This is a genomic window from Pseudoduganella rhizocola, from assembly GCF_045984285.3.
Classification (GTDB): Bacteria; Pseudomonadota; Gammaproteobacteria; order Burkholderiales; family Burkholderiaceae_D; genus Rugamonas.
In genome coordinates this window covers 484,435-507,107 of the sequence record NZ_JBJQIK030000001.1, presented here as the reverse complement: position 1 = coordinate 507,107, position 22,673 = coordinate 484,435, and the positions used below count along the sequence as shown (strand labels likewise).

18 protein-coding genes are annotated in these 22,673 nt (G+C 62.3%); 12 read left to right on the top strand and 6 right to left on the bottom strand.

The features are described from left to right. The first annotated feature begins 73 nt into the window (after nt 1-73). The 3 genes from ACJRPG_RS02315 (at nt 74) to ACJRPG_RS02305 (ending at nt 3,342) form a co-directional block, all read left to right on the top strand. Nucleotides 74-1,396 (top strand): GH1 family beta-glucosidase, encoded by a 1,323-nt coding sequence (locus ACJRPG_RS02315; protein WP_407998430.1) that lies wholly within the window; start codon nt 74-76, stop codon nt 1,394-1,396. Nucleotides 1,397-1,476: 80 nt separating this feature from the next. Continuing rightward, nucleotides 1,477-2,799: an MFS transporter gene (locus ACJRPG_RS02310; RefSeq protein WP_407998663.1), complete on the top strand. Its 1,323-nt coding sequence runs from the start codon at nt 1,477-1,479 to the stop codon at nt 2,797-2,799. An 81-nt stretch (nt 2,800-2,880) separates the two neighbouring features. Continuing rightward, nucleotides 2,881-3,342 carry a DUF305 domain-containing protein gene (locus tag ACJRPG_RS02305; RefSeq protein ID WP_407998429.1) on the top strand — a complete coding sequence of 154 codons (462 nt, stop codon included), beginning with the start codon at nt 2,881-2,883 and terminating at the stop codon, nt 3,340-3,342. Between the two features lie 71 nt (nt 3,343-3,413). On the opposite strand, the gene ACJRPG_RS02300 is transcribed toward ACJRPG_RS02305, so the two are convergent. After that, a complete protein-coding gene (locus tag ACJRPG_RS02300) occupies nt 3,414-5,816 on the bottom strand; it encodes a TonB-dependent receptor (protein WP_407998428.1) in 2,403 nt (800 codons plus the stop codon). Between the two features lie 198 nt (nt 5,817-6,014). On the opposite strand from ACJRPG_RS02300, the gene ACJRPG_RS02295 reads away from it, so the two are divergent. Further along, nucleotides 6,015-7,535: a tryptophan halogenase family protein gene (locus tag ACJRPG_RS02295; protein ID WP_407998427.1), complete on the top strand. Its 1,521-nt coding sequence runs from the start codon at nt 6,015-6,017 to the stop codon at nt 7,533-7,535. A gap of 30 nt (nt 7,536-7,565) precedes the next feature. Here ACJRPG_RS02295 and lpdA read toward each other — a convergent pair whose 3' ends face one another. The 4 genes from lpdA to ACJRPG_RS02275 form a co-directional block, all read right to left on the bottom strand. Beyond that, on the bottom strand, nt 7,566-9,338 hold the full coding sequence (lpdA, locus tag ACJRPG_RS02290; protein ID WP_407998426.1) for a dihydrolipoyl dehydrogenase: 1,773 nt from the start codon (nt 9,336-9,338) through the stop codon (nt 7,566-7,568). A 10-nt stretch (nt 9,339-9,348) separates the two neighbouring features. Beyond that, a complete protein-coding gene (gene aceF / locus ACJRPG_RS02285; protein WP_407998425.1) occupies nt 9,349-11,004 on the bottom strand; it encodes a dihydrolipoyllysine-residue acetyltransferase in 1,656 nt (551 codons plus the stop codon). A gap of 21 nt (nt 11,005-11,025) precedes the next feature. Further along, nucleotides 11,026-13,722 carry a pyruvate dehydrogenase (acetyl-transferring), homodimeric type gene (aceE, locus tag ACJRPG_RS02280; RefSeq protein WP_407998424.1) on the bottom strand — a complete coding sequence of 899 codons (2,697 nt, stop codon included), beginning with the start codon at nt 13,720-13,722 and terminating at the stop codon, nt 11,026-11,028. A 186-nt stretch (nt 13,723-13,908) separates the two neighbouring features. Continuing rightward, on the bottom strand, nt 13,909-14,835 hold the full coding sequence (locus ACJRPG_RS02275; protein ID WP_407998423.1) for a transporter substrate-binding domain-containing protein: 927 nt from the start codon (nt 14,833-14,835) through the stop codon (nt 13,909-13,911). A gap of 95 nt (nt 14,836-14,930) precedes the next feature. On the opposite strand from ACJRPG_RS02275, the gene folD reads away from it, so the two are divergent. From folD to ACJRPG_RS02240, 7 genes are all read left to right on the top strand, one after another. Beyond that, nucleotides 14,931-15,776 carry a bifunctional methylenetetrahydrofolate dehydrogenase/methenyltetrahydrofolate cyclohydrolase FolD gene (gene folD / locus ACJRPG_RS02270; protein ID WP_407998422.1) on the top strand — a complete coding sequence of 282 codons (846 nt, stop codon included), beginning with the start codon at nt 14,931-14,933 and terminating at the stop codon, nt 15,774-15,776. A gap of 46 nt (nt 15,777-15,822) precedes the next feature. Then, nucleotides 15,823-17,901 carry a M3 family metallopeptidase gene (locus ACJRPG_RS02265; protein WP_407998421.1) on the top strand — a complete coding sequence of 693 codons (2,079 nt, stop codon included), beginning with the start codon at nt 15,823-15,825 and terminating at the stop codon, nt 17,899-17,901. 5 nt (nt 17,902-17,906) lie between these two features. Next, nucleotides 17,907-18,509 carry a DUF4124 domain-containing protein gene (locus tag ACJRPG_RS02260; protein WP_407998420.1) on the top strand — a complete coding sequence of 201 codons (603 nt, stop codon included), beginning with the start codon at nt 17,907-17,909 and terminating at the stop codon, nt 18,507-18,509. Between the two features lie 10 nt (nt 18,510-18,519). Next, a complete protein-coding gene (locus ACJRPG_RS02255; RefSeq protein ID WP_407998419.1) occupies nt 18,520-18,945 on the top strand; it encodes a DNA polymerase III subunit chi in 426 nt (141 codons plus the stop codon). Then, nucleotides 18,942-19,313: a DUF2486 family protein gene (locus ACJRPG_RS02250; RefSeq protein WP_407998418.1), complete on the top strand. Its 372-nt coding sequence runs from the start codon at nt 18,942-18,944 to the stop codon at nt 19,311-19,313. The genes ACJRPG_RS02255 and ACJRPG_RS02250 overlap by 4 nt, the downstream gene beginning before the upstream one ends. 165 nt (nt 19,314-19,478) lie before the next feature. Continuing rightward, complete coding sequence (locus ACJRPG_RS02245; protein WP_407998417.1) at nt 19,479-20,609, top strand: branched-chain amino acid ABC transporter substrate-binding protein; 1,131 nt, start codon at nt 19,479-19,481, stop codon at nt 20,607-20,609. Nucleotides 20,610-20,680: 71 nt separating this feature from the next. Then, the gene (locus ACJRPG_RS02240) at nt 20,681-21,805 is read left to right on the top strand and encodes a branched-chain amino acid ABC transporter substrate-binding protein (RefSeq protein ID WP_407998416.1); all 1,125 of its coding nucleotides are present in this window, start codon (nt 20,681-20,683) and stop codon (nt 21,803-21,805) included. Between the two features lie 87 nt (nt 21,806-21,892). On the opposite strand, the gene ACJRPG_RS02235 is transcribed toward ACJRPG_RS02240, so the two are convergent. Continuing rightward, on the bottom strand, nt 21,893-22,204 hold the full coding sequence (locus tag ACJRPG_RS02235) for a c-type cytochrome (protein ID WP_407998415.1): 312 nt from the start codon (nt 22,202-22,204) through the stop codon (nt 21,893-21,895). 141 nt (nt 22,205-22,345) lie between these two features. On the opposite strand from ACJRPG_RS02235, the gene ACJRPG_RS02230 reads away from it, so the two are divergent. Then, the gene (locus ACJRPG_RS02230; protein WP_407998414.1) at nt 22,346-22,576 is read left to right on the top strand and encodes a TIGR04438 family Trp-rich protein; all 231 of its coding nucleotides are present in this window, start codon (nt 22,346-22,348) and stop codon (nt 22,574-22,576) included. The last annotated feature ends 97 nt before the right edge of the window (nt 22,577-22,673 follow it).

Sequence of the window (22,673 nt, the reverse complement as noted above, 5' to 3'; positions counted from 1 at the left end):
CCGCCGAGAGCTTGCTGTCTAATGCTCGGACGATTATGAAATCGTTTTCAAACCTATATCGACGACAAGTACAATGAGCGAAATCCAGCAGTTTCCGGCCGACTTTATCTGGGGCGTGGCCACCAGCGCCTTCCAGATCGAAGGCGGCGCCAGCGCCGACGGGAAAGGCCCGTCCATCTGGGACACCTTCAGCCACACTCCCGGCAAGATCATCGACGGCGGCACCGGCGACGTAGCCTGCGACCATTACCACCGCTATGCCGAAGACGTGGCGCTGATGGCCGGCCTGCATGTGGATGCCTACCGCTTTTCGATCGCCTGGTCGCGCGTGCAGCCGGCCGGCAAAGGCGCCTGGAACGAAGCCGGTTTCGCCTTCTATGACCGGCTGCTGACGGAACTTGCTGCAAAGAACATCGACGCCCACGTCACCCTCTACCACTGGGATCTGCCGCAGGCGCTGCAGGACGAAGGCGGCTGGCTGAACCGCGATACCGCAAAGCAATTCGCCGAATACGCGGCGGAAGTGGCGCGCCGCTTCGGCAATCGCGTGAAAACGATTGCAACGCACAATGAACCCTGGTGCACGGCCAATCTCGGCTACGGCAATGCGCAGTTCGCACCCGGCGTGGCCGATCTCAGGCAGTCGATCCAGGTGTCGCACCACCTGCTTCTGTCGCACGGCCTGGCCATGCAGGCCATGCGCAAGGTTGGCAGCAGCGCCAAACTGGGTATCGTGCTGAACCAGTGGACCGCCCACCCGGCCACCGACAGCCAGGCCGACCGCGAGCTCGCAGCGTTCGAATACTCGCGCTCGGTGGAATGGTTCATGGACCCGATCTTCAAGGGCCGTTACCCGGAGCTGGCCCTGAAAGCCCACGGCGCCAATGCGCCCGTCATCCATGACAACGATTTCAATGATATCCGGCAGCCGATCGATTTCCTCGGTTGCAATTACTACTTCCGCGCCTTCTGCAGCGCCGAGGTGCCGCCGCGCGCACCGGCGGCCGCACTGGGCGTGACCGACATGGGCTGGGAGATCTATCCGCAAGGCCTGACGGAGCTGCTGCTCAAGCTGAACAAGGATTACGACCTGCCGCCGGTCTACATCACGGAAAATGGCATGGCGAACCGCGACGCAGTGGTGGACGGCCGCGTGCACGACGCGCAGCGCATCGACTTCGTCACGCGCCACCTGGCCGCGCTGCAGGAGGCCATGCATCAGGGCGTGAAAGTGGATGGTTATTTCCTGTGGTCGCTGCTGGATAATTTCGAATGGAACTCCGGCTACGCCAAGCGCTTCGGCATCGTGCATGTGGACTACGAAACGCAGCAGCGCACGCTGAAGGACAGCGCGCTGTGGTACCGCGGCCTGATCGACGCACAGCGCAAGGCCTGAACCGAACAGCACTGACCCGGCAGCATAGCCGGGCTACTCGAACAACGCATCAAGGAGACAGCATGTCCACCGACGCAGCAATGCAATCCGAGGCCCGTGCAGCGGCCGCTCCCGTGGCTGGCCGCCGCGCCAGCCCGCTGCTATGGGTTCCCACCGGCTACTTCACCATGGCGCTGGCCTATGTGATGCTCACCAGCGTCACCGCCATCATGTTCAAGAACCTCGGCATGGACAACGGCAAGGCGGCGGAATATGCGAGCTACCTGATCCTGGCCTACACCATCAAGCCGCTGTTTGCGCCGCTGGTGGAGATGTACCGCACCAAGAAGTTCTTCGTGCTGTGCGCGCAGTTCACCATTGCGCTGGGCTTTGCGGGCGTGGCGCTGGCGATGTCGCTGCCGGGCTATATGGTCATGCTGGTGTTCCTGTTCACGGTGCTGTCCTTCATCGGCGCCACGCAGGACATCGCGGCCGATGGCGTGTACGTCACGGCGCTCGATGCACGCTCGCAGTCGCTGTATTGCGGCATCCAGAGCCTGAGCTGGAATATCGGCCCTATTGTCGCTTCCGGCGGCCTTGTCTACCTGAGCGGCTGGCTGCACACCAACTACTTCCACCATGACCCGAAAGTATTCGGCCCGGAGTGGATCGATGCCTGGCGCGTGATCTTCTTCATCGTGGCGGCGCTGACGCTGGTGCTGGCCCTGTGGCATACGAAGATGATGCCGGACGGTGCGCGCGCCGAGAATGCGCCCTCCTCCATCGGCGAAGCGTGGTTCATCCTGAAGGACTCCTTCATCACCTTCTTCCAGAAACGCGACGTGTGGCTGATGATCGGTTTCGCCTTCCTGTTCCGGCTCTCCATCGGCCTGCTGGAAAAGATCGGCCCCTTCTTCATGGTGGACCCGGTGGAGAAAGGCGGTCTTGGCCTGTCGAACGAACTGCTCGGCATCGTGTACGGCACTTATGGCCTGGTGGCCGTGCTGCTTGGCTCCCTGCTGGGCGGCCTGTTCGTGGCGAAGCGCGGCCTGAAGCCGACGCTGTTCCTGCTGTGCTGCGCGGTGAACATTCCGAACGTGACCTTCCTGCTGATGGCGCTGGCGCAGCCCACCAACCTGGTGGTGATCAGCGCCGGCGTCGCCATCGAAAAATTCTTCTTCGGCTTCGGCTCCGTGGGCTTCATGATCTACCTGATGCAGCAGCTCGCGCCGGGCAAATACACTACCACCCACTACGCCTTCGGCACCGGCCTGATGGGCATGTGCATGATGGTGACGGGCCTCGTCAGCGGCCACCTGCAGCAGCTGCTCGGCTACGTGAACTACTTCTGGTTCGTGATGGCCGCCACCATCCCCTCCTTCCTCGTCACCTGGTTCGCCCCCTTCCACCACAAGGAAGCCTGACTCCTGGCGGCGCCATGCGCCGCCATTCGCGTATTGCCTGTAGGCTGGCGCCTTTATCGGTATGACTATCGGGGAGGCCGTATGGCAAGCTATGGACGCTTTGCGCTGATGATTTTCTGCTCGACCGTGGCGATGTATGCGTTGATGTTCCTGAACACCTACGAGGCCGCGCACATCCACTTCAGCCAGACGCGTTTTTGGATGGCATTGCTCATGGGCGCCGCCATGGCCGCCATCATGCTCGCATTCATGCTGCGCATGTACCAGAACCGGCAGCGCAACCTGGCAATCTTCATGGCGGCGGCGATTGTATTCGCAGGCTCGCTATGGCTGGTCCGCAGCCAGCGCACCGTGGACGATGTCTCGTTCATGCGCGCCATGATCCCCCACCACTCGATCGCCATCATGACCAGCGAACGTGCCCGCATCAGCGATCCTCGCGTACGCAAACTGGCCGACGGCATCATCGCCACGCAACGCAGGGAAATCGCCGAGATGGAGGCACTGGTTGGCGACATCGAGCGGAATAAGGCGCAGCGCTGATCGGGCCATCCAGGAGCAAAAAAAACCCCGGACCTTGCGGTACCGGGGCGTGAAGGGACTGAGAACTCTGCTTAGAACGTGTAGCCTGCGTTGAAGCCGAAGGTGCGCGGCGGCAGGTACTGCGCCTGCCACACGCCTTGCGGATTCTGCGCGCTGGTCTTGATGTTCTTGTCGCCGACGTTGCGCACGAACAGGTCCACATACCACTTCTTGTCCGCGTCGTAACGCAGGCCGAGGTCAGTGCGCGTGTAGGCCTTCTGGCGGTCAGGATCGCCCAGGTTGAACACGCTCAGCCAGCTCGCGGTTTCATAGTGGGTGCTGATGCGCGGCGTCAGTTTACCGGCGGACAGCTGGAACATGTGCGAGTACACGATCTGGGTGCTGAACTTCGGCGCGTGCGGCATGGTGTTGCCGGTCACATCGAGGCAGTTGGTGATGCCCGAGATCGGGCATGCCGGCAGCTGGTAGTCGTTACTGCCGCCCACCAGGGTGCCCAGTTCCGCATTGGTGTATGCCGCCGTCACCTGCACGCGGTCTGCCGGCGTGATGCGCGCCGCAATCTCGCTTTCCAGGCCCCATACCTTCGCGCCTTCAGCATTGAAGGTGGACAGGCTGTGGCTGCCGTCCGGATTCGTCACCGGAGCGCTGAACTGGAAGCCCTTGAACTTCTGGTAGTACAGGGCGTTGTTCATGCGCACGGCGCCGTTCAGGAAGGTGCTCTTGCTGCCCGCTTCGTAGTTGGTCAGCGTTTCGGCGCCGTATGGTTTGCCGCCATCCTGCAGGCCGCCCGACTTGTAGCCGGTGGACACGCTGGCGTAAATCATCGAGGTCGGCGAGACGTCGTAGTTCACGCGCAGCAGGCCGGTTACCTTACTGCCGCTGAAGGAGCCGCTGTTGTTGGTGTCGGTCTTGAAGCCGGAAGCCGGATCGAAGGGATTCACACTTGGATTGATCGGCAGTTGCGGCACGGCCGGATTGTAGGCCCAGCCATTGCCGGTGCCGCCGATGTTCTCGCGCTTGTCGTGGGTGTAGCGCAGGCCGCCGGTCAGGTGCAGCTGGTCGCTCACGTTCCAGGTGGTCTGGCCGAAGATGGCGGAGGAGTCCACCGTCTCTTTCGGCTGGATGAAGGAGCCCTGCCAGCCCACGGTGCCCTGCTTGGTGCCGTTCATGATAGGGATGTCGAAGCGGATGCCGTTGTCTTCCGCCGCGTAGTACAGGCCGAGCAGCCAGTCCACATCGCGCTTGCCGGTCGACTGCAGTTCCACCTCGTGGCTGTAGCTCTTGTACTTCGACCACACGGTATCGTCGGCCTGGTGGTTGCCGCCGGTAGTGAAGCTGGTTGGCAGGACTGCGCCGCCATCCTGGTCATAGGTGGAGGAGCCGCGGTACGAGGACCAGCCGGCGATGTAGGCCAGGCTGATGTCCTTGTTGATCGCCCAGTCCACACGGCTGCGCACGGAGTTCGAATCACGCTTCAGCGACGGCGCCGTGTCGACCAGCGCCGACCACAGGTCCTGGCCTGGACGCGGCGTCTGCATCAGGTTCATGCCCGGCGTGCCGCGGTCCATGTAGCGCTCATAGGACAGGTTCCAGTGCAGGTCCGGGGCGATCTCCCACAAGAGGCTCAGGCGCACTGCGCTCTGGTCCTGCGCGTTATATTTCTTCCCGTTCTGGACGAACAGCGAAGTATTGATCGGCTGGAAGCCGATAGGACGCGTCGGGTTGGCAGCATTCCATGCAGCGATAACAGGCGCGGCGGCAGCCTGCTGCTGCGCCAGCGGGATGTTCGGCGGGGTCTGGTAATCAACATAGCCGTCGTGCTGCTCGTGCACGTAGGCCACGCGCAGTGCCGCCTTCTCGGAGATCGGAATGTTCACGGCGCCGCGCACGCCCATGCGCGCATAGTTGCCCATGCCGCCTTCCAGGAAGCCGGAGCTGCTGCCCAGCGTTGGCTTCACGGTCTGCATATTTACTGCACCGACGGTGGAGTTGCGGCCCCACAGCGTGCCTTGCGGGCCGCGCAGCACTTCAATGCCTTCCAGGTCGAACAGCAGCGTGGTGGCGCCTTCAGGACGCGGCGAGTAGATGCCGTCAACGAAAGTGGCGACTTCCGGATCGGCGTATTCGGTTTTTGCGCTGTCGTTGCCGATGCCGCGCAGCGTCATCGTGATCACGCCGTGGTCGCCCTGGGTGGTGGCCTGGAAGCCCGGCACCAGGTTCACGATGTCCTGGATGGTCTGCACATGGTGATCGTCCAGCGCGGCGGCGCTGATGGCGGTCACGGCGACCGGGGTTTTCTGCAGCGAGGTGCTGCGCTTGGTGGCCGTTACATAGACTTCAGGGATTACTTCTGCCTGAGCTCCGGCCGGCGCAGCGGCATTCTGCGCGTAGGCGGTATTCATGGAAGCCAGCAGGGTAAAAACGGCGAGCTGGATCGGCGAACCCTGCAAGCGGGTCCGGGGGGTGCGAATCATATAAGTCTCCTTTTTGCGTTATTCACCACCGGACTCACCAGTAGTGATAACATCTGCTCTGAAAACGTTTTCAAACACAGTTAAAAAAATTTCTTGCTACTTGAAACCGTTTTCATAGTAATGAAAACGTTCTCAATGTGTCAAACTAAATTTTGTAATGTTGCAGCTTTTTTACAAAAAGAATAACGGAGACCCGATATGAAACCTGTTCAGGATGTGCTGATCGTGGGCGGCGGCACGGCCGGCTGGCTGGCTGCCTGCTTCCTGCGCCGCACGCTGGGCGACAGCATCGGCATTACGCTGGTGGAGTCGAAAGAGATCGGCATTATCGGCGTGGGCGAAGGCACCTTCCCTTCCATCCGCGGCACGCTGTCGGTGATCGGGATCGATGAAGCGCGCTTCATCCGCGAATGCAATGCGACCTTCAAGCAGGGCGTGCATTTCGCGAACTGGGTGCGGCCTGCTGGCACGCCGGGCCAGCAAAGCTACTTCCATCCTTTCAGCCAGCCGAGCCAGCGGCCAGGTGGCCCCGAACTGCTGCCCTACTGGCTGCTGGGCGCAGCAGGCAGCACGCCTTTCGCCGAAGCGGCAACGTTGCAGAAGGCCGTGGCCGACGCGCGCCATGCGCCGAAGCGGCCGGGCGATGCCGACTATATGGGGCCGCTGAACTACGCCTATCACTTTGACGCTGGCAGCTTCGCAGCCCTGCTCTGCACGCACGCGCAGTCGCTGGGGGTAAAGCGCATCGAGGCGACGGTGGACAGCGTGGAGCTGGCCGAAGACGGCGCCATCGCCTCGGTGACGACGCGGGAAAGCGGCAAGCTCACGGCCGGCCTGTATATCGACTGCACGGGCTTCCGTGCGCGCCTGATCGGCGAGGCGCTGGGTTCGCCCTTCCGCAATATCAACGACACGCTGTTCGTGGACCGCGCGATGGCGATGCAGGTGCCGTATGACTCCCCGGATGCGCCGATTGCTTCGTATACCATCTCCACCGCGCATGAAGCGGGTTGGACCTGGGATATCGGCCTGCATGAACGGCGCGGCGTGGGCTATGTGTTCTCCAGCCGCCATACGGATGAAACGCGCGCCGAACAGGTGCTGCGCAACTATATCGGCAAGGCGAGCGAAGGCCGCGATCCGCGCCTGCTCAAGCTGAACGTGGGCTACCGGGACACGCAGTGGGTCAAGAATTGCGTGGCGATCGGGCTCTCAGGCGGCTTCCTGGAGCCGCTTGAATCGTCAGGTATCGGGCTGATTGAAGCGGCCACCTACCTGGTGAGCTACCTCTTCCCCTTCAACGGCGACGTGGCGCCGGTAGCGAAGCAGTTCAATGAACAGATGAAGGCGCGCTACGAAAAGATCGTGGATTTTGTGAAGCTGCACTACTGCCTCACCAAACGCACCGACAACAGCTTCTGGACCGACAATGTGAATCCTTCAACGATTCCCGAAACGCTGCGCGAGAAGCTCGCCATGTGGCGCTGCCGGCCGCCGCACCAGCTGGATTTCATCACGGACCTGGAAATGTATCCGCCATCGAGCTGGCAGTACGTTCTGTATGGGATGGAGTTCCGCACCGAGATCCACAACCCGCGTGCGTATGCGCAGATGGGGGCGGCGCAGAAGGAGTTCCGCATGATCGCGGAGGTGTCGAAGCGTGCGGTGGCGGACCTGCCAACGAACCGCGCCCTGGTTCAGCACTACACACGCAAATAAAAAAAGCCCCGCTGCTGCGGGGCTTTTGCCTTAGCGCTTGCGCGGCGGCGGAAGGTCGGTACAGACGCCTTCGTAGACTTCGGCGGCCATGCCGATCGATTCGCCCAGCGTCGGGTGCGGGTGGATCGTCTTGCCGATGTCGGTGCCGTCGGCGCCCATCTCGATCGCCAGTGCGATCTCTCCGATCATGTCGCCGGCGTGCGTGCCGACGATGGTGCCGCCGATGATGCGGTGCGTTTCAGCGTCGAACAGCAGCTTGGTGAAGCCCTCATCCCGGCCATTGGCCACGGCGCGGCCGCTGGCGGCCCATGGGAAGTGGCCTTTCTCGACCTTGATGCCCTTGGCTTTCGCTTCGTCTTCCGTCACGCCAACCCATGCTACTTCCGGATCGGTGTACGCCACCGATGGGATCAACTTGACATCGAAGTGCGACTTCTCGCCGGCGGCTGCTTCCGCTGCCACGTGGCCTTCGTGCACCGCCTTGTGCGCCAGCATCGGCTGGCCCACAAGGTCGCCGATGGCGAAGATATGCGGCACGTTGGTGCGCATCTGGCTGTCGACCGGGATGAACCCGCGGTCCGTCACCACAACACCGGCCTTGTCGGCCGAGATCTTCTTGCCGTTCGGGCTGCGGCCCACGGCCACCAGCACCATGTCGTAGACCTGCGGCGCTGGGGCGGTGGCGCCCGCTTCCGCGGCTTCGAAAGTGACCTTGATGCCTTCTTTCAGCGCCTCGACCGCAACGGTCTTGGTCTTGGTCATGATGTTATCGAAGCGGTGGGCGTTGAACTTTTGCCAGATCTTCACGGCATCGCGGTCCGCGCCCTGCATCAGGCCATCCATCATCTCGACCACGTCGATGCGCGCGCCGAAGGTGGAGTACACGGTTGCCATTTCGAGGCCGATAATGCCGCCGCCGATCACCAGCATGCGCTTCGGGATCTGGCGCAGTTCCAGCGCGCCGGTGGAGTCCACAATGCGCGGATCTTCCGGCACGAACGGCAGTTTCACCACCGAGGAACCGGCGGCGATAATGGCCTGCTTGAACTGCACCACCTTCTTCGAGCCATCGGCAGCGGTGACTTCGATATGGTTCGGGCTGATGAACTGGCCAACGCCCTGCACCACATTCACTTTGCGTGCTTTGGCCATGCCGGACAGACCGCCGGTCATTTTACCGATGACGCTTTCCTTGTACTTGCGCACTTCGTCGATATCGACTTCAGGCTTGGCAAATTTCACGCCATGCTTGCCCATGGTTGCCGTTTCGTCGATGACGGCCGCCAGGTGCAGCAGCGCCTTGGACGGGATGCAGCCCACGTTCAGGCACACGCCGCCCAGCACGGAATAGCGCTCCACCAGCACGGTATTCATGCCGAGGTCCGCGGCGCGGAACGCTGCCGAGTAGCCGCCCGGGCCCGAGCCCAGCACCATCATGTCGCACTGCACGTCCACCTGGCCGCTGTAGCCGCCGGCCGTTGGCGCGGCAGCCGGCGCTGCCGGTGCGGGTGCTGGAGCCGGTGCTGCGGCAGCCGGCGCCGGCGCAGGAGCAGGCGCCGCGGCGCCGGCGCTTTCCTCGATCACCAGCATGGAGGTGCCTTCGGAGACCTTGTCGCCGACCTTGATCTTGAGTTCCTTGATCACGCCTGCATGGGTCGATGGAATTTCCATCGAGGCCTTGTCCGACTCCACGGTCGCGATGGACTGGTCCACCTTGATGGTGTCGCCGACTTTCACCATCAGTTCGATGACTTCCACTTCCTTGAAGTCGCCGATATTCGGTACTTTTACGTCTACGGTCATGGCGCTCTCCTTACAGCAGGATCTTGCGCATATCGGCCAGCACGTCGGCCAGATACACGGCGAAGCGTGCGCCGGACGCGCCATCGACCACGCGGTGGTCGTAGGACAGCGACAGCGTCATCATCAGGCGCGGCGCGAACTGCTTGCCGTCCCAGACTGGCTTCATGGAGGCCTTGGACAGGCCCAGGATCGCTACTTCAGGCGCATTCACGATAGGCGTGAAGTGGGTGCCGCCAATGCCGCCCAGCGAGGAGATGGTGAAGGTTGCGCCCTGCATGTCGGTCGGCTTCAGTTTGCCTTCGCGCGCCTGCAGCGACAGTTCCGTCATTTCCTTGGCGATCTGCGTCACGCTCTTCTGGTCCGCATTCTTGATGACCGGGACCACCAGGCCGTTCGGCGTATCGGCTGCGAAGCCGATGTTGTAGAACTTCTTGAGAATCAGGTTCTCGCCCTTCTCGTCCAGCGAGGAGTTGAACGACGGGTATTTCTTCAGCGCGGCGACCGATGCCTTGATGACGAAGGCCAGCATGGTCAGCTTGACTGCATCCTTGTTCTTCGCGTTGGCCGCGTTGGAGGCCACACGGAACTCTTCCAGCTCGGTGATGTCCGCGTCTTCGAACTGCGTAACGTGCGGGATCATGACCCAGTTGCGGTGCAGGTTCGGGCCGGAGATCTTCTTGATGCGCGGCAGCGGCTGCAGCTCGGTTTCGCCGAACTTGCTGAAGTCCAGCGATGGCCACGGCAGCAGGTTCAGGCCCGCGCCGCCGCCCGCAGGAGCCGAGGCGCCCGCTGGCGATGCCACCGCGCCGGACATCACGCCCTTGACGAAGTTCTGCACATCCTGCTGGGTGATGCGGCCTTTCGGGCCGGTGCCCGGCACGCGGCCCACATCCACGCCCAGTTCGCGCGCGAACTTGCGCACGGATGGCGATGCGTGGGCAGCCTTGCCGCTGACCGCAGGAGCAGATGCAGCAGCAGGCGCAGGTGCTGCGGCGGCCGGAGCCGGCGCAGGGGCTGGCGCAGATGCTGCAGGCGCCGGCGCAGCGGCCGGTGCGCTCGGCGCAGGTGCAGCGGAACCGGCAGCCGCGTCCACGATCAGCACCACCGAACCTTCAGCGACCTTGTCGCCGACCTTGATCTTGATCTCTTTCACCACGCCGGCGTGCGACGATGGAATCTCCATCGATGCCTTGTCCGATTCCACTGTCACCAGCGACTGGTCCTTGGCGATGGTGTCGCCAACCTTGACCATCACTTCGATGACTTCGACTTCCTTGAAGTCGCCGATATCCGGTACTTTGACTTCCACGGGGCCGGAGGATGCGGCCGGTGCGGCGGGCGCCGCAGCCGGTGCCGGGGCCGCAGCGGCAGGCGCCGGCGCGGCAGCGGCAGGTGCAGCAGCAGGCGCTGGAGCCGCAGCGGCGGCGCCATCGGCCTCCACCATCAGCAGCAGCGAACCTTCGGCAACCTTGTCGCCCACCTTGACCTTGATTTCCTTGATCACGCCGGCGGCGGACGATGGAATCTCCATCGATGCCTTATCCGATTCAACGGTAATCAGCGACTGGTCAACCTTGATCGTATCGCCCACCTTCACCATCAGCTCGATGACTTCAACTTCCTTGAAGTCCCCGATATCCGGGACTTTAACTTCCACAATGCTCATAGCGTCTGCTCCGTATTCTCGTTATTGGGTCACCGGATTTGGCTTGTTCGGATCGAGGTTGTACTTGGCCACGGCCTTCTCGACCACCGACATCTCGATCTTGCCTTCGTCGGCCAGCGAGCGCAGTGCGGCCACCGTGATGTAGTAGCGGTTCACCTCGAAGAACTCGCGCAGCTTGGCGCGGCTGTCCGAACGGCCAAAGCCATCGGTGCCCAGTACCTTGAAGGTACGGCCTTGTGGAACGTATGGGCGAATCTGCTCGGCGAATGCGCGCATGTAGTCGGTGGTGGCCACGATCGGGCCGCTGGTGTCTTTCAGCAGGCCGGTCACATAAGGCACGCGCTGGGTCTTGGTCGGGTTGACCATGTTCCAGCGTTCGCAGTCGATACCGTCGCGCGCCACCAGGGTCAGCGAAGGAGCGGACCACACGTCGGCGGCGATATTCCAGTCGTTCTTCAGCAGTTCCGCGGCGAAGATGGATTCGCGCAGGATGGTGCCGGAGCCGATCAGCTGCACGCGCTGCTTGGCCTTCTTGTCGCCTTCCTGGAGCAGGTACATGCCCTTCAGGATGCCCTCTTCCTGGCCCGGCTTGATGCCTGGGTGCGGATAGTTCTCGTTCATCGTGGTGATGTAGTAGAACACGTCCTCCTGCTCATCGACCATGCGGCGCAGGCCGTCCTGGATGATCACGGCCAGTTCGTGGCCGAAGGTCGGGTCGTAAGGCATGCAGTTCGGCACGGCGGCGGCGAACAGGTGGCTATGGCCGTCTTCGTGCTGCAGGCCTTCGCCGTTCAGCGTGGTGCGGCCGGCGGTGCCGCCGATCAGGAAGCCGCGTGCGCGCATGTCGGCAGCGGCCCAGACCAGGTCGCCGATACGCTGCATGCCGAACATCGAGTAGTAGGTGAAGAACGGAATCATCACGCGGTTATTGGTCGAGTACGAGGTCGCCGCAGCGATCCACGAGCTCATGCCGCCCGCTTCATTGATGCCTTCCTGCAGGATCTGGCCGGCCTTGTCTTCGCGGTAGTACATCACCTGGTCTTTATCCACCGGCTCGTACAACTGGCCTTGCTGGTTGAAGATGCCGACCTGGCGGAACAGGCCTTCCATACCGAAGGTACGCGACTCATCGACCAGGATCGGCACGATGCGCGGGCCGATGCTCGGGTCTTTCAGCAGCGTGGTCAGGATACGCACATAGGACTGGGTGCTCGAAATCTCGCGGCCTTCAGCGGTCGGCTCCAGCACGTTCTGGAAGGTGGACAGTGGCGGCACCACCAGCTTTTCGTCGGCCTTCTGGCGGCGCTGCGGCAGGTAGCCGCCCAGCGCTGCACGGCGCTCGTGCAGGTACTTGATTTCAGGCGCGTCGTCGGCAGGCTTGAAGAACGGGATATCGGCCAGCTTGTCGTCGGGGATAGGAATCGCGTAGCGGTCGCGCAGTTCGCGCACCGCTTCGTCGGTCAGCTTCTTGGTGTTGTGCGCGGTGTTGCGCGCTTCGCCGTGCTTGCCCATGCCGAAGCCCTTGATGGTCTTCGCCAGGATGACGGTTGGCTTGCCAACGGATTCATTCGCCATCTTGAAGGCGGCGTAGATCTTGTGCGGATCGTGGCCGCCGCGGGTCAGGCGCCAGATGTCGTCGTCGCTCATATTGGCGACCATTTCCAGCAGCTTCGGATGCTTGCCGAAGAAATTGGCGCGCACGTAGGCGCCGTCTTTCGCCTTGTAGTTCTGGTATTCGCCGTCCAGCGTTTCCATCATCACACGCTGCAGGATGCCGTCGGTGTCCTTGGCCAGCAGGGCGTCCCAGCCCGGGCCCCAGATGACCTTGATGACGTTCCAGCCAGCGCCGCGGAATTCGCCTTCCAGTTCCTGGATGATCTTGCCGTTGCCGCGCACCGGGCCGTCCAGACGCTGCAGGTTGCAGTTCACCACGATGACCAGGTTGTCCAGCTTCTCGCGCGAGGCCATGCCGATGGCGCCCAGCGATTCCGGTTCGTCCATCTCGCCATCGCCGCAGAAGGCCCAGACCTTGCGGCCGGTGGTGTCGGCGATGGAGCGTGCGTGCAGGTACTTCAGGAAGCGCGCCTGGTAGATTGCCATCAGCGGGCCGAGGCCCATGGACACGGTCGGGAACTGCCAGAAGTCCGGCATCAGTTTCGGGTGCGGATACGAGGACAGGCCCTTGCCTTCCACTTCGCGGCGGAAGTTGGTCAGCTGTTCTTCGCTCAGGCGGCCTTCCAGGAAGGCGCGCGCGTAAATACCTGGCGAGGAGTGGCCCTGGATGTACAACAGGTCGCCGCCATGGTTTTCGCTTGGCGCGCGCCAGAAGTGGTTGAAGCCGATGCCCAGCATGTTCGCCAGCGAGGCGAACGAGGACAGGTGGCCGCCCAGGTCGCCGTCGGCGCGGTTGGCTTTCACCACCATCGCCATCGCGTTCCAGCGCATCCAGGAGCGCAGGCGCTCTTCATATTCCAGGTTACCCGGGCAGTGCGCTTCCAGGTGGGCTGGAATGGTGTTGACGTAGGCGGTATTGGCCGAGAACGGGATCTGCGCGCCGCGGCGGCGGGCCAGGTCGGTCAGGCGCTCCATCAGGTAGTGGGCGCGTTCAGGACCTTCGTTTTCGAGCACCGCCTCAAGGGCCTCAAGCCACTCCTTCGTTTCCTGGGTGTCAGGATCATTGGCAGTGAGGGCCGTGACCTGGTCTGGTTGAGCTGACATGTATCGAGTCTCCTATTGTTTGGCGGTGATCGGTGATTATTTACTAAGACTTTGGCTAAGTGTGAAGATTCTAACAGCGAATTCTCCGTTTTTCAAATTACGGAAAAACGTTCCACAATATGAAATTGCCCGCAATATGGCGGCCGGCGAACCGGTCAAAACGGGATAGTTTGAAGCGGCTGCGCCTTATCTGGCGCGGGTTTCAGCGGGGCAAATGCCGTGGCGCGGGGCAAAGGGGTCCAGCCACAGTTCCCTGCGGGCGAGCATGGCAGCGGGCATGTCCTTGCCGGGCAGATCGATGCGCCGCCGCTTGCAGATGCGGGCGCGCTGCAGCGAGCCGCGATGATGCTGCAGCACCATGCGCTCCAGCGTACCGTCCCGCAACAGCGACTCCATGCCCGCCGCGATGCGGCGCTGCAGCCGCGCCTCCTGGGGCGAGACGAAGAACAGCGAAGGAATCTGGTCGTGCAGCAGGATGCTGTCTTCCACCGCCAGTTGCGGCGCGGCCGGCTTGCGTTCCTCGTATTCCTGGAAGATTTCGTTGATACCGCGCGGCATGTAGTCGAAGCGGCCCGCCATCAGCATCTCGAACAGTCCGTCGTAGCTGCCGCCTGTCACCACGGCAAAGCCATTGTCGCGCAGCGAAGCTGCTGTCACCCAGGCGATGCCGACGCCGGCTCTCAGTTGTTTCAGCTCGCCGGGCAGGCGCAGCCTGCGCATGCGCTCCTGCTGCCGTTTGTCGATCAGCGCGATGCGCCAGCTCTGCAGGCCCATATCGACAGGCACCGGCACCGCCCGCAGCTCTTTCAGCCACCTGGCATCGGCTGGATAGGCCGTAACGTTGACCAGACGCCCTTCTTTCAGCGCCTCGAACAGGCGTGGGCGCTCCATATGGGTGTCGGCATAGGCGATGGTATAGGGACCGAACCCGGGCACTGTGCGCTCCATCACCTGGCGCAGCAGCGCATTCGCATACTCGCGCCGGTGGTCGGCCGTGGAAGCCGGCCGGTCGAAGATCACCTTGTCGATGGCCCGGGCGTCAAATGCGAGCAAGGCCATGAGCAGCATTGCCAGGCGGGCGATTGTCCCCGTCTTATGGTGTTGGAATCGCATGGCCCTATCATAGCGTTACTGGAAGTTACCGCAATAAGAAAACCGGCCGCCTCCCTTTATAATGTCGTCTTTTCCCATCCCACCATCTGATTGCCATGCCTGCACAATTGATCGACGGAATCGCCCTCTCCCAAAAACTGCGCGCCGAAATCTCCTCCCGCGCTGCCGCATTGACCGCCAAGGGCAAACAGCCCGGTCTGGCCGTGATCCTGGTAGGCGAAGACCCGGCCAGCCAGGTCTACGTGCGCAACAAGATCAAGGCTTGCGGCGATGTGGGCATTAACTCCGTGTTCGAGAAATACGAGGCCGACCTCACCGAAGAAGCGCTGCTGGCCCGCATCGAGGCGCTGAACAATGATCCGGCCATCCACGGCATCCTGGTGCAGATGCCGCTGCCCAAGCACATCAACCCGCACAAGGTGATCGAAGCCATCTCCACCTCCAAGGACGTGGACGGCTACTCCGTGCTGTCGGCCGGCGAACTGATGACGGGCCTGGAAGGCTTCCGTCCCTGCACGCCATATGGCTGCATGAAGCTGATCGAATCCACCGGTTTCGACCTGCGCGGCAAGCATGCCGTGGTGATCGGCCGCAGCAACACCGTGGGCAAGCCGATGGCCCTGCTGCTCTTGCAAGCCAACGCCACCGTCACCATCTGCCATAGCGCAACCCCGGACCTGGGCCTCTACACCCGCCAGGCGGACGTAGTGGTGGCCGCAGTCGGACGCCGCAATACGCTGACTGCGGATATGGTAAAGCCGGGTGCAATCGTGATCGATGTCGGCATGAACCGCGACGATAATGGAAAACTGTGTGGCGACGTGGACTTTGCAGGCATCAAGGAAGTGGCCTCGCACATTACCCCGGTACCGGGCGGTGTGGGCCCGATGACGATCACGATGCTGTTGATGAACACCATCGAGTCGGCGGAGCGCGTCTGAGCGAAAGGCGTAGCTTTCGCCGGATCGAGCAAACATTGGAAGAACTATGACTGAGCTGAACAACCCCCTGCTGGACTTTAGCGGCCTGCCGCGCTTCGACGCGATCAAGCCGGAGCACGTAACGCCCGCCATCGACGAACTGCTCGGCAAGAGCCGCGACGTGGTCAGCCAGCTGGAAGCACCGCTGGATACCGTCACCTGGGCCAACTTCGTGACGCCGCTGGAAAACTCCACCGAGATGCTGGGCCGCGCCTGGGGCATTGTCAGCCATCTGAACAATGTGGTCGATACGCCGGAACTGCGCGCCGTCTACAACGAGAACCTGCCGAAAGTGACCGAGTTCTGGACCGAGCTGGCCCAGAACGAAGCGCTGTTCGCCAAGTACAAGGCGCTGCGCGCTGGCGCGGAATTCGACACGCTGCCGCCCGCCCGCAAGCGCATCATTGACAACGCCATCCGCGACTTCCGCATGGGCGGCGCCGAGCTGCCGGCGGATAAGAAGGAACGCTTCGCCGCCATCCAGGAAGAGCATGCGGCCGTTTCCACGCGCTTCTCCGAGAACGTGCTGGACGCCACCAATGACTGGAAGCTGACCGTTGAGAACGAGGCCGAACTCACCGGCCTGCCGGACGATGTGAAGGCCGCCGCGAAAGCGCTGGCGGAAAAGGAAGGCAAGTCCGGCTACATGTTCACGCTGCACTTCCCTTCCTACTACCCGATCCTGCAGTTCGCCGACAACCGCGCGCTGCGCGAAAAGGTCTACCGCGCCAACGCCACCAAGGCCTCGGAACTGGGCGAGGTATTCAGCGAGCGTGAAAAGTGGGACAACAGCGGCAATATCGTCACGCTGCTGAAGCTGCGCGCCGAAGAAGCGCAGCTGCTGGGCTACAAGAACTTCGCTGAGGTATCGCTGGTGCCGAAAATGGCGCAGAGCCCCGATCATGTGATCAGCTTCCTGGAAGACCTGGCGAAACGCGCCCGCCCCTTTGCGGAAAAGGACGTGGCGGAACTGCGCCAGTTTGCGAAGGAAGAGCTGGGCCTGGACCAGCTGGAAGCATGGGACCTGCCATACGCTTCCGAAAAACTGCAGGAACGCCGCTACGCCTTCTCCGCACAGGAAGTGAAGCAGTACTTCCCTGAGCCGAAAGTGATCGACGGCCTGTTCCGCGTGGTACAGACGCTGTTCGCAGTGAATATCGTTCCCGACACGGCGCCGGTATGGCACAAGGACGTGCGCTTCTACCGCATCGAACGTGACGGCAAGCTGATTGGCCAGTTCTACCTGGACCTGTACGCGCGCTCCGGCAAGAACGGCGGCGCGTGGATGGACGATGCGCGCAGCCGCCGCGTGGAAGGCGGCAAGCTGCAAACGCCGGTGGCCTACCTCACCTGCAATTTCACCGAGCCTGCCATTGTGGACGGCAAGCCGCAGCCGTCGCTGTTCACGCACGATGAAGTGATTACGCTGTTCCACGAGTTCGGCCACGGCCTGCACCACATGCTCACGCTGGTGGAAGAACTGGGCGTATCCGGCATCGCCGGCGTGGAGTGGGACGCGGTGGAGCTGCCGTCCCAGTTCATGGAGAACTTCTGCTGGGAGTGGGATGTGCTGAGCCACATGACGGCCCACGTCAAAACCGGCAAGCCGCTGCCGCGCGAACTGTACGACAAGATGCTGGCCGCGAAGAACTTCCAGTCCGGCATGCAGACGCTGCGCCAGGTCGAGTTCTCGCTGCTGGACATGCACCTGCACTATGACTACACGCCGGAAAGCGGCAAGTCGGTGCAGGACGTGATCGACGAGGTGCGCCGCAAGTTCGCGGTGGTGATCCCGCCTTCCTTCAACCGCTTCCAGAACTCCTTCGGCCATATCTTCGCCGGCGGCTATGCAGCGGGCTACTACAGCTACAAGTGGGCCGAGGTGCTGTCTGCCGATGCCTACGCAGCCTTCGAAGAAGCGGCGGCGCTGGACAACGGCAGGCTGTCCACCGAAACCGGCAAGCGCTTCCTCGACGAGATCCTGTCAGTGGGCGGTTCGCGCCCGGCGCTTGAATCGTTCACGGCCTTCCGCGGCCGCGAGCCAAGCATCGACGCGCTGCTGCGCCACAGCGGCATGGCGGCCTGATTGCCATGAAGCTGAAACTTGTCCTTCTGCTGCTATGCGCCGCCGGTGCGGCGCAGGCGCAGATGTACAAGTGGAAGGACGCCAAAGGCGTTACGCACTACACGGATACGCCGCCGCCCAGCGGCGCCACCGCCGCGGCGATGAAAAGCTATGGCGCACCGTTGCCATCCCTGCCTTACGAGCTGGCCGAACCAGCGAAGGCGCGGCCGGTAACGCTGTATACCACGGCCGCCTGCGCCGCCTGCGATGAAGCTCGCGCCATGCTGCGCGCACGCGGCATTCCCTTCGCGGAAAAGACCGTCAACAGCAATGACGACCATGCGGCGCTGAAGCGTGCGGGCAGCAACGGCCAACTGCCGCTGCTGCTGGTCGGCCGCAGCAAGACCGTGGGCTTCGAACAGGTGGCATGGGATACGATGCTCACCGACGCAGGCTATCCGCTTACACGCATCCTGCCGGCCGGCTACCAGTGGCCTGCGCCCTCGCCTGCCGCGCCGCCTGCAAAACCTGCGGCGGACGAACAGGCCCTCGCCCGCGCCGCCGCGGAAGAAGCCGCACGCAGCCAGCGCAAGCCGCCCGTTAACGCACCACCCGACTTTCAGTTCTAGAATAGCGTCCATGACCCGCATCGACTTCCACAGCAACGTCCCTGACAAAGTCGCCTATGCCTGCCGCCTGCTGCGCAAGGCCTACGGCGCGCGTAACCGCATCGTCGTGATGACGGAGGATGCCGCGCAGCTGGCGGAACTTGACCAGGCCTTATGGACCTTTTCGGCCACTGACTTCCTGCCGCACGCCCACGTCAACGATCCGCTGGCGCCGGACAGCGCCATCGTGCTGACCGATACCGATGCCGTGGAGCTGCCCCAGGCCGACGTGCTGGTGAACCTCTCGCGCCGCGCGCCAGCGCAGTTCGAGAACTTCCCGCGCCTGATCGAAGTCATCTCGCTGGACGAAGCAGATACCGCTGCCGGGCGCCAGCGCTTCGTCGCTTACAAGCGCCAGGAATTCCAGCCAACCCACCTGAACGTAGGCAAGTCATGAGCAAGGCTTTCGACGCCGGCATTCCCGTCCTGACCGAAGTCGTGCGCGACGAGCCGGCGGCAACTCCGGCCCCCGCCTCGGCTCCCGCCGCACCGGCAGCGGCCGAAACCGCGATGCCGGCCGGTATCCTGGGCACCGACTGGCAGCAATTCGAACGCGAGATCTCCGAGCGCATCCTGCAGCAGCTGCAGGCCCGCGTGGACTTCGTGCTGGAACAGCGTATCCGCGACAGCATCGCCGGCGTCCTGGACGCATCCCTGCACGAGCTAACCGGCCAGCTGCGTGACGGCCTGCACGACACCCTTGGCCAGATCGTCAGCCGCGCCGTGCAACAGGAAATCACCCACCTCAAGGCACAAAAAAAGTGAATCCGGCGGCCGCTTGCGGTGCACCACGCCCCCGGCCGGTGCGTTGTTGAAAAAAGCGGCAATTCATGCTTTTCCAATTGAACATTTTGATGTACCTTCTGCCTCTGTACAATCAGAGCCGGCGCTCATGAGGCGTCGCCGTTTCACATCCAATGGAGAAAATCTATGCTGTTTAAGACGAAGTTCATTCCGGTAGCGATTGCCCTCGCGTTCGCAGGCAGCGCTGGCGCACAGGAAATCATCAAGATTGGCCACGTGGCTCCTGTTTCCGGCCCTTCGGCACACCTCGGCAAAGACAATGAAAACGGCGCCAAAATGGCGATCGAAGAGCTGAACGCCAAAGGCTTCAAGATCAACGGCAAACCGGTGAAGTTCGTGCTGGTGCTGGAAGATGATGGCGGCGACCCGAAACAGGGCACCACCGTGGCGCAGAAGCTGGTGGACGCCAAAGTGAACGGCGTGATCGGCCACCTGAATTCGGGCACCACCGTCCCCGCATCGAAAATCTACTACGACGCCGGCATTCCGCAGATTTCCCCATCGGCCACCAACCCGGTCTACACCAAGCAGAAATTCAACACCACCTTCCGCGTGGTCGCCAATGACAACAAGCTGGGCGGCACGCTGGGCAAATACGCCGTGGAGAAGCTGAAGGTCAAGCGCATCGCCGTGATCGACGACCGCACCGCTTACGGCCAGGGCGTGGCCGGCGAGTTCTCCAAGGGCGCCAAGGGCCCGGGCGTATCGATCGTGGACAAGCAGTTCACCAACGACAAGGCCACCGACTTCAACGCCATCCTGACCTCCATCAAGGCCAAGAATCCTGACCTCGTGTTCTTCGGCGGCATGGACTCCGTGGGCGGCCCGCTGCTGCGCCAGATGCGCGCGCTGGGCATCAAGGCCAAGTACATGGGCGGCGACGGCGTCTGCACCGAATCCCTGCCGAAACTGTCCGGCGCGGCCGACGAAAACGTCACCTGCGCGGAAGCGGGCGGCGTAACGCCGGAACTGCAGAAGAACATGGACGACTTCGTGGCGCGCTACAAGAAGAAGTACAACGGCGACGTGCAGCTGTATGCGCCGTATGTGTACGACGCCGTGATGACCATGGCCACCGCGATGGCGGATGCCAAGTCGGCCGAGCCTGCCAAATACCTGCCATTCCTGGCCAAGGTGAAGCACCAGGGCGTGACCGGCCTGATCACCTTCGACCAGTATGGCGACATCAAGGACGGCGCGCTGACCCTGTACACCTATACCGGTGGCAAGAAGACGAAGATGGAAGTGGTGAAGTAAGCTTCACCGGAAGGACACAGCAGTTCAGGCCGTCCAGATTGCGGGACGGCCTTTTTATTTTGGAGAAAACCATGCAAAGCAAGCTCATCCCTCTCGCCCTTGCCCTGGCCTTCGCAGGCAGCGCCGGTGCGCAGGAAGTGGTGAAGATCGGCCACGTGGCCGCGATCTCCGGCCCATCGGCCCACCTCGGCAAGGACGACGAAAACGGCGCCCGCCTGGCGATCGAAGACCTGAATGCCAAAGGCTTCAAGATCAACGGCAAAGCGGTGAAATGGGTGCTGATGCCGGAAGATGATGCTTCCGACCCGAAACAGGGCACGGCCGCCGCGCAGAAGCTGGTGGATGCCAAGGTGAACGGCGTGGTCGGCCACCAGAGTTCGGGCACCACCATTCCGGCGTCGAAGATCTATTACGACGCGGGCATCCCGCAGATTTCCGGCGCCGCCACCAACCCGGTCTACACGCGCCAGGGCTTCAACACCGCCTTCCGCGTGGTGGCGAATGACAGCAAGCTGGGCGGCAGCCTCGGCAAGTACGCGGTGCAGAAACTTGGCGCCAAGCGCATTGCCGTGATCGATGACCGCACGGCCTACGGCCAGGGCGTGGCAACGGAATTCGCCAAGGCGGCGAAAGGCCCGGGCGTGGCCATCATCGACAAGCAGTTCACGAACGACAAGGCGACCGATTTCAACGCCATCCTCACGTCGATCAAGTCCAAGAACCCGGACCTGATCTTCTTCGGCGGCATGGATTCGGTGGGCGGCCCGCTGCTGCGCCAGATGAAAGCGCTGGGCATCAAGGCCAAATTCATGGGCGGGGACGGCATCTGCACGGAAGCGCTGCCCAAGCTGGCGGGCAATGCGGACGACATCGTCACCTGCGCGGAAGCGGGCGGCGTGCTGCCGGAACAGAAGAAGAATATGGACGACTTCGCGGTGCGCTTCAAGAAGCGTTTCGGCGTCGACGTGCAGATCTACGCGCCGTACTACTACGATGCCGTGATGGCAATGGCCACCGCGATGGCGGATGCCAAGTCGGCCGATCCTGGGAAATACCTGCCCTACCTGGCCAAGGTGAAGTACAAGGGCATCACCGGCCTGATCGCCTTCGACAAATATGGCGACATCCAGGACGGCGCGCTGACGCTGTTCACCTACAAAGGCGGCAAGAAAACGCTGCTCGAAGTAGTGAAATAACAAAAGGGGCCGCGCAGGCCCCTTTCCTTAAAATTGGGGACAGACCCGGATTATTTTAATCCGGGTCTGTCCCCAATTATTTTGCAATTATTTCTGCGCGAGAATCCATTTGACCAGGGTCTTCGCTTCAGCTTCGCTGACCTGCGGATTGGCCGGCATCGGCATCGCGCCCCAGACGCCGGAGCCGCCCTTGATGATCTTCTGCGACAGTTTCGCTTCAGCATCCTTCTGGCCGGCATACTTCGCCGCAACATCTTTAAAAGCTGGACCAACGACCTTGTTAGCAACCGCGTGGCAAGCCATGCAGTTTTTCGCCTTCGCGAGATCGGCATTCGCCATCGCCGCCTGCGAAGCAAAAGCAGAAGCCAGCACCACACCAACCATCAGGGAACGTTTCATTATTTTCTCCAAAGTAAAACCCAAACCATTCTACCGCGTTTCCTCAACGCAGGTTGATGTTGCGGCGTTGACCGGAGGACGCGTTAAAGCTCGCCCGAAATCGTAATGTTTTGTAAGATGGGCGATCAACAGGAGTTTCCCATGCCCATCATTATCATCATTGCAGCACTATGCGCGCTGCGTTATTTCGAAGTGTGGAAATTTGCTGACCTGTCGTGGTGGTGGATCGTGGGGCTGATGGTAGCCGCCTTCGCCTGGTTCGAATTCATCGAGCCCATGCTTGGCCTCGACAAGCGCAAAGCCCACAACGAAGACGAAAAACGCCGCCAGTCCCGCGTCGCCAAAACGTTCAACGACCCCAAGCGCAAATAACTACAGCCGAGACCGCGACACCATGGGGCCAGGCCCCTGCTGTCGCGGTCTCAGCCGCTGGTTGCTGTTGAGTCAGCGACACGAGGGGCCTGGCCCC